This is a genomic window from Fusibacter sp. (assembly GCF_057447755.1).
The window spans coordinates 1-7245 of sequence record NZ_JBVBZF010000177.1 but is presented as its reverse complement, the minus strand read 5'-3'; the positions used below and the strand labels follow the sequence as shown (position 1 = coordinate 7245).

General features: G+C 36.8%; 8 protein-coding genes. 5 read left to right on the top strand and 3 right to left on the bottom strand.

Annotated features, from left to right (window positions below; all coding sequences use genetic code 11):
* Positions 1-698: YitT family protein (locus AC220I_RS15535; RefSeq protein WP_486724774.1), on the bottom strand; the 698-nt coding region annotated here is incomplete at its 3' end.
* Positions 699-1178: 480 nt separating this feature from the next.
* On the opposite strand from AC220I_RS15535, the gene AC220I_RS15530 reads away from it, so the two are divergent.
* Complete coding sequence (locus AC220I_RS15530) at positions 1179-2129, top strand: LCP family protein (RefSeq protein WP_486724773.1); 951 nt, start codon at positions 1179-1181, stop codon at positions 2127-2129.
* A gap of 98 nt (positions 2130-2227) precedes the next feature.
* A complete protein-coding gene (locus AC220I_RS15525) occupies positions 2228-3034 on the top strand; it encodes a TIGR00266 family protein (RefSeq protein WP_486724772.1) in 807 nt (268 codons plus the stop codon).
* 277 nt (positions 3035-3311) lie between these two features.
* Here the strand turns inward: AC220I_RS15525 and AC220I_RS15520 are convergent, their stop codons facing one another.
* The gene (locus tag AC220I_RS15520) at positions 3312-3770 is read right to left on the bottom strand and encodes a DUF6557 family protein (protein ID WP_486724771.1); all 459 of its coding nucleotides are present in this window, start codon (positions 3768-3770) and stop codon (positions 3312-3314) included.
* Positions 3771-3904: 134 nt separating this feature from the next.
* On the opposite strand from AC220I_RS15520, the gene proC reads away from it, so the two are divergent.
* Positions 3905-4717: a pyrroline-5-carboxylate reductase gene (proC, locus tag AC220I_RS15515; protein ID WP_486724770.1), complete on the top strand. Its 813-nt coding sequence runs from the start codon at positions 3905-3907 to the stop codon at positions 4715-4717.
* A 10-nt stretch (positions 4718-4727) separates the two neighbouring features.
* A complete protein-coding gene (locus AC220I_RS15510; RefSeq protein WP_486724769.1) occupies positions 4728-5687 on the top strand; it encodes a DegV family protein in 960 nt (319 codons plus the stop codon).
* A 112-nt stretch (positions 5688-5799) separates the two neighbouring features.
* Here the strand turns inward: AC220I_RS15510 and AC220I_RS15505 are convergent, their stop codons facing one another.
* Positions 5800-6240, bottom strand: a complete 441-nt coding sequence (locus AC220I_RS15505; protein ID WP_486724768.1) for a MarR family winged helix-turn-helix transcriptional regulator — start codon at positions 6238-6240, stop codon at positions 5800-5802.
* A 135-nt stretch (positions 6241-6375) separates the two neighbouring features.
* Here AC220I_RS15505 and AC220I_RS15500 point away from each other — a divergent pair.
* The coding region (locus tag AC220I_RS15500) for a YhdH/YhfP family quinone oxidoreductase (protein ID WP_486724767.1) at positions 6376-7245 on the top strand (870 nt) is incomplete at its 3' end.

The window sequence follows — 7245 nt, the reverse complement described above, 5'->3', positions numbered from 1 at the left end:
TATTTAGAAATACCTCTATTCAAATGCTTTAAAATATAGTCCTCAATTTCAGCTTCTTTCTCACTGATGATTTCAAGTTTTACGACTTTTGAGGAAAAACCGTATAGCACAGTTTCAACCGATTTCATTGCGACTACCTGTGTGAGTAATGCGTATAAAGCAATTCTTGTGTCAAAAACAAATGCTGCAAATATAAGAACACTCACATCTAGGGCAGCTATAATAATCGAAATGGACATAAATCTAAAAAGTCGCTTATTAATAATTTTGGCAATCGTGTCTGTTCCACCAGATGAAAAGCCACCTTTTAAAATAAGACCAGTTGCTGATCCCGCCATAATGCCGTAGTAAACCGATGCAAGGAAAAGGTCATTTTGAACAAAATTGAAGGAAAATCGGCTAAATAAAATTAAAACCATAGGAAAAAACAAAGAGAATACTACAATTTTACGCGCTTCTCGTTTTCCAAGTGTTAAATAGGTGGCAATAAGCACCATTAGTGATAATACATAATAAATATAAGTGTATGAAATACCCAAGATGCGTTCCATTACCAATGAAAAACCGGTTATACCACCTGTAATGATGCCATTTGGTTTCAAAATAGATGTGATCGCAACAGCTAAGATAATTGAGCCGATCAATACATAAATGATATCTTGAATTCTCTTTTTGTCTTTGTTTTTTTTAAGTTCCATTAATTACTCCTACTCTCTCATACTACAGAGCATCCCTCGGTAGTTAAGCCATTCACTCTTTTATGATGGCAGAAGCTAATTATAGCACATCCGCCATATGATAATTCTTACATTTCATTTACAAATAGAAAACAAATTATGAAGGGTTTGTATCTTTTTTTTATCCTCTTAAAATTATACCCTAACATTACAAATTAAAGCCTCTTTTCATGACAAAAGACCATTAAGATGGGCTAATCTAATGGTCTTTTATCTGAGATTTTCATGTAGGATGTTTACCACTTAGTGGAACATCTTGATTATATCAATATAAGACTCATTCAACATCAGATTCATGCTAAATCTATGTTAAATTTATGTTTTTTGTAAGCCTTGTTCATATTTTATTCAATTTGTTGTCTTATAAATGTCTAAATTCAAGTACTTAAATTCTGTTGACAAAGTTTACAAAAGCCTTATACTAGCTATGGATGACACAAGATGTCATATCTTAATGTAAAAGACAAGAAGGTCTATATGAAAAAAGGCATAAAAATTTTCATCGTAATAATCCTCCTGATGAGTGTTACTGCAATTGGATTCGGTACATTTTATCAAGATAGAATCAATGTGCTTGTATTTGGTGTTGAAGGTACTAGAACCGATACTATGATTTTATTCTCCGTGGATACTAAGACAAATAACATTAGTGCAATTTCAATCCCAAGGGATACCTACTTCCCTACTGAAGGTCATAACAAGCTTGGACAAAAAAAGCTTAATGCACGATATGGTTTTAAGGATGTTGGTGGTGCAGAAGGCTTAACAAATGCCATCGAGCAACTTATGGGTATTGAAATCGATCATTATATTAAAGTCGACTATGATGCTGTCGCTGCAATCGTATCGCTTCTTGGTGGTGTGGAAGTTGATGTTCCAATACGGATGAAATACGATGATCCCTATGCAAACCCACCACTACACATTGATTTTCAACCTGGTCTTCAAAAAATATCGGGTGAACAGGCAATGGGCTATTTGAGATTCAGAAAATCAAATGATGGCAAGATCAGAGAAGGCGATATCCAAAGAATCGTTCGTCAACAGGCATTTCTAAAAAGTGCTGCCAAAGAAGCCTTAACTGTGAAGTTGCCTTTTGTTGCTTCTAAGGCACTGGAGTATGTTGAATCTGATTTGAGCTCAAAAGATATCCTGCTATACACAACTTCACTCCTGGGCGTATCTAAGGATGATGTTCACTTTTATACTTTACCAATGAAATCAACCGGCACTGGCAAGGATGGTTTAAGTTATTTCTATCATGATTCCAATGGAACCTTTGAACTCATGAAAGGCATTTATGACGGTTCATTAGCCAAGCAGGAAGCCGCTGAAAAAGCTGAACAAGAAGCACTTGAAAAGGCAGAAAAAGAGACTGAAAGCAAAAACTAATGGCTTAATATTAATTTCATTCTTTATAACCTAATTTTAATCTTCATATGTTATAATGGCTTCAAAAATTGGTATGTATGGTTAAAAGGAGGCTTATTATGATTGCACATGAAATAGACTATGAATTATTCGGGGATGACATGCAGTTCGTAGAAATCGAACTTGATCCAAGAGAATCTGTCATTGCCGAAGCCGGCGCTATGATGTATATGGAACAAGGCGTGGAAATGGAAACGATCTTTGGAGATGGTTCTGATCAAAGCAACTCTGGTGGTTTTATGGGTAAACTCGTTGGCGCTGGAAAACGTATGATAACAGGTGAAAGCCTTTTCATGACTCAGTTCACTAACGAGTCCAGCCAGCGGAGAAAGGTTGCTTTTGCTGCCGGTTATCCAGGAAAAATTGTTCCTATTGATTTAACGCAATATCAAGGTCGATTAATTGCCCAAAAAGATGCTTATTTATGTTCTGCAAAAGGGATTTCTATCGGGATTGCTTTTCAAAAGAGAATTGGCGTCGGCTTTTTTGGTGGTGAAGGCTTTATCATGCAAAGACTTGAAGGTGATGGTTTAACCTTTTTGCATGCAGGTGGTACTATTATCGAAAAAGAACTCGCTTCAGGACAAGTTTTAAAAATTGATACAGGTTGCTTGGTTGCACTTACAAGCTCTGTCGATTATGACATTGAAATGGTTAAAGGCATTAAAAGTGCTGTATTTGGTGGTGAAGGTTTGTTTTTAGCAACACTTAGAGGCCCAGGTAAAGTTTGGCTTCAATCATTGCCATTCAGCAGAATGGCTGACCGTATTTTATCAAATGCTAGAGCTCATGGCGGTAAATCCACTGGCGAAGGCAGCGCGCTGGATATTTTAGGTGGCCTTGGAAATCTTCTTGATGGCAAATAGATATTCATTCGCAGTGCTGGATGAAAATAGATAACTTATATAAAAAAGACCGCTCTCATATTTGAGATCGGTCTATTTTTGTAGATTTTTAGTTCTCGTCCAGCTTTAAGCAAGAATCACCAACTTGTCAAAAGCGGTTAGATGCGGCAAAACAAGGTTTTGACGTTAAATGATTATATACAACAAGATTTGAGCCAAAAGCTGTGATGAGGCGTTTTCAACCTTAAACAGCGTCAGCGAAAATTGGTTTGAGACATCGAAGATGGCTCAAATGTTGTTAGTGGAACATATCGCTGCTTAAACCATTTTCAAGTGCTTGAAGTTCACCTGAAATGGATTTCTCATCAAAACCGTAAAAGGTCATTTCGTATAAGCATATTGCAACAATACTTTCATTTGTGATTTGGAGTGTCTGATCAACTTTAATCGGTGCATTTACCCACTCTTCCCACTTGGCAAATCCAAGTGCAAATTGAAGGTCCTGATTTGCATCGTACCCTGAAACAACTACGTATGCTTCCTCATCAATTTCTTCTTCATAATCTTCTAACTGGCTAGGATCTACCAAGCCAATCCTAATTTCAAACTCTTCAAACGGTTTAAGTGGTAAGGTTTCAAGCAGATCATAAACCGCATCATAAGATTCTATTTCATTATCCGTTTCTGGATATAAGATTAGTAATTCATTCAAGACATCAACCTTATTTGTATTCATCATTAATGTTTTTAAATTCATATTTGCCTTCCTTTGTATACATTGAGCTACTGTTCTCATTATCATTTATTTTCAGAGGGTTTGTCAATGAAAATCACAAAAATATAACAATTCTATGGTACAATATGTGTAATAAAACTAACTTGGAGGTAGACATGAAGTTCAAAATTGGATTCATAGGTGCTGGCAATATGGCAAAGGCCATTATTAAAGGCTTATTGAATGCTTCAATCTTAAAAGAAAACGAAATAATCGCCAGTGCATCATCACAAAAAAGCATTGATCAAATAGAATCTACGCTTAAAATTAATACAACTTTGGATAATATATTCATTGCCAAGGAATGTGAATATATCATCCTTGCGGTGAAACCTTACATGGTCTCAACGGTATTATCAGAAATTACCCCCCACTTATCTTCATCACAAATTCTTGTTTCAATCGCTGCTGGAATCACACTTGATCAATTAGAAACTTGGAGCGACCATAAAGTTAAAATTTACCGCGCCATGCCCAATACACCAGCGAATGTAAATGAGGGTATGACATCAATTTGTACGCGTGTTGAAAAAACGGATCCCTCTTACCCATATGTCGTTTCATTATTTGAAGCCATCGGTAAGTGTGAAGTTATCAAGGAATCCCTTATACATGCTGCTATAGCCGTTCATGGTTCTTCACCTGCTTATGTTTTTATGATGCTCGAAGCCATGGGAGACGCTGGGGTTTTATTGGGCTTGCAGAGAGACCAAGCTTATAAAATGGCTGCTCAGAGTATTTTAGGCGCTGCTAAGATGGCCCTTGAAACGGGTCTACACCCTGGTGTATTAAAAGACCAAGTAACCTCACCTGGGGGAACGACAATAGAAGCTGTGGCTTCACTTGAAAAAACCGGCTTCAGATCTGACTTAATCGAAGCCATGCTCAAATGTGCCGATAAATCGGTTCAAATGTCAGAAAAAAAATAAGAGGTGTCCAATGATAAAATTAGTTTCGGATTCTACTTGTGATCTCTCAAAAGAAATCTGTGACCAATATGATATTGGTATTGCACCTTTGAGCATCACAATTGACGGAAAAACATACAAGGATAGAATTGATATAGATGCAGATACTTTTTTTTCAAAAATAGCAGACTATAAAGCACCGCCAACCACAGCGATGCCATCTCCTGCCCTGTTTTTAGACTTATTTGAAGAAGCCTACTTGCACGGTAAAAAAGAAATCTTATGTATCTGTATGTCAAGAAAAACAAGCGGTTCCTACCAATCCGCTTTAATTGCCAAGGATTATTTTATCGATGCACATGAGGAAAAGGATTATAAAATTCATGTGGTGGACTCCACTTCAATGAGCCATGGGAGCGGTTGGCTTGTGATAAAGGCAGGCCGATTAATCAACAGTGGGAAGTCTTTTGAAGAAATTGTCGATTTTGTTGAAGCCTACAAGCGCAATGTAAAACATTTTCTGTCAGTTGATGATTTAGATAATTTGGTGCGAAGTGGTCGTCTTAAACCCACCAGTGCTTTTATTGGAAAAATGCTAAAGGTTAAACCTATTATGTCCATGCGGGATGGCGAAGGTGCTATTGTGGGCAAAGAACGTGGTCGAAAAAAAGTTTTACAACACTACATTGATGCCTTCAACGAACGGGTAAATCGGGACTTAACGGACTTTGTTATCGTTGGCTATACTTCTGACAAGCTATATGCTGAAAATTTGGTCAATCTCATAAAAAGTGAGACGGATTTCAAGGGTGATATATTCTTGATGCAAATGGGTGTTGCCGTTGGCACGCACGTTGGTTTAGGTGGGTTATCATTTTACTTCCTTGAAAAGCCACACATCCATGATGGCTTATTCACTAATAACCTAAAGCACCTTAAGGACCAAGTTGAAGAGTCTACCCATAAGTTTCTTAACAACAAAAAATCTTAATATGTATTCCTCACAAGGCTTATGACTAAATACTTTTGCCCAAGGGACTAATGATCTATCATAAAAAGGACACTCTAGCAGATTCAGAGTGTCCTTTTTAAATTAAATATATTTACTTGATAAATTGATCAAAATTATTGTTCATTCTTTTTAAGAGCGTAAGAAAGGTCTCCTTCTCACTTTCATCAAATCCTGCAAAGGCTACTTCGTTTATGTTTTGTGATATCTTCTTATAAATAGGTTCAAAGGCTTTTCCTTTTTCAGTCAAAACAATGTAAATCACACGTCTATCTGTCTTACAGAACTCCTTCTGTATATACTTCCTCTCGATGAGTCTGTTTACAAGCACTGTTACCGTCGATTTGTCCTTATTAACCAAGTTGCTAATTTCAGTCATTTTTAAACGACCTTCATGCTCATAAAGTACAGTCAATATATTACCATAAGAAGGTACCAAATCCTCCACATCATTTTCCTTCAATTTAAGTTCTATGAACTTTTGCATTTTCTTCTTTGTCTTACTTATAAAATAAACAATATACTTATCCTTCATAATCACACCCCCCTTTACATTATACTTGAAATCATAAGTGATTTCAAATTGTTTGACATGCAACTAAATTAATGATATATTTTAGAAAAAGAGTTTAGTTTTATATAAAACCATCATTGAATACTGGAGGTTCCTATGAATTACAATGCCTATTTTATCACCGAAAAAGAAGGTCAGTTTCACAGAGAAATTAAGCAGCTTGAGTTCAATACGCTTAAAGAAGACCACGTCAGAATTAAAGTCCTATACTCTTCACTAAATTACAAGGATGCCTTATCTTCTTCAGGCAATAAAGGTGTTACAAGACAATACCCTCATGTACCTGGAATTGATGCTAGTGGTGAAATCTTTGAATCTAATTCAAATGACTTCAAGGTTGGCGAACCTGTTATTGTCACTGGTTATGATCTTGGTATGAATACTTACGGTGGATTTGGTGAATATATTGATGTGCCCGCTGAATGGGTTGTGAAGAAACCGGATACACTCTCGTTAAAAAATGCTATGCTTTATGGAACAGCAGGATTTACAGCAGCATTATCTGTGAAAAAAGTTGTGGATCATGGTATTAAACCGAGTGATGGTAAAATACTTGTAACTGGTGCAACTGGTGGCGTGGGCAGTATTGCTATGGGACTCCTCAAGCATTTAGGTTACGATGTTGTCGCTGTCACAGGAAAAATTGACTTGAAAGATCAATTGATTCAGAACGGCGCTTGCGAGGTCATTCATAGAGATGAACTATCACTCTTAGGCAGCAAAATGCTTGCTAAGCCAATGTGGGCAGGCGCAGTGGATACTGTTGGCGGATTATTCCTATCATCAGCCGTTAAATCTACAGCATATAATGGCTGTGTCACTTGCTGTGGAAATGTTGCTTCACCTGATTTTGAACTCAATGTCTACCCTTTCATTTTGCGTGGTGTCACCCTGTATGGCATCGATTCTGTTCAATGTGATATGCCTTTAAGAAAAGAGATCTGGCATCTATTTGCAAGTAAATGG

Coding starts and splice junctions, on each gene's coding strand:
- AC220I_RS15505 (WP_486724768.1), bottom strand. CDS start 6,240: ATGAAGGATAAGTATATTGTTTATTTTATAAGTAAGACAAAGAAGAAA.
- AC220I_RS15525 (WP_486724772.1), top strand. CDS start 2,228: ATGATTGCACATGAAATAGACTATGAATTATTCGGGGATGACATGCAG.
- proC (WP_486724770.1), top strand. CDS start 3,905: ATGAAGTTCAAAATTGGATTCATAGGTGCTGGCAATATGGCAAAGGCC.
- AC220I_RS15520 (WP_486724771.1), bottom strand. CDS start 3,770: ATGAATTTAAAAACATTAATGATGAATACAAATAAGGTTGATGTCTTG.
- AC220I_RS15510 (WP_486724769.1), top strand. CDS start 4,728: ATGATAAAATTAGTTTCGGATTCTACTTGTGATCTCTCAAAAGAAATC.
- AC220I_RS15530 (WP_486724773.1), top strand. CDS start 1,179: ATGTCATATCTTAATGTAAAAGACAAGAAGGTCTATATGAAAAAAGGC.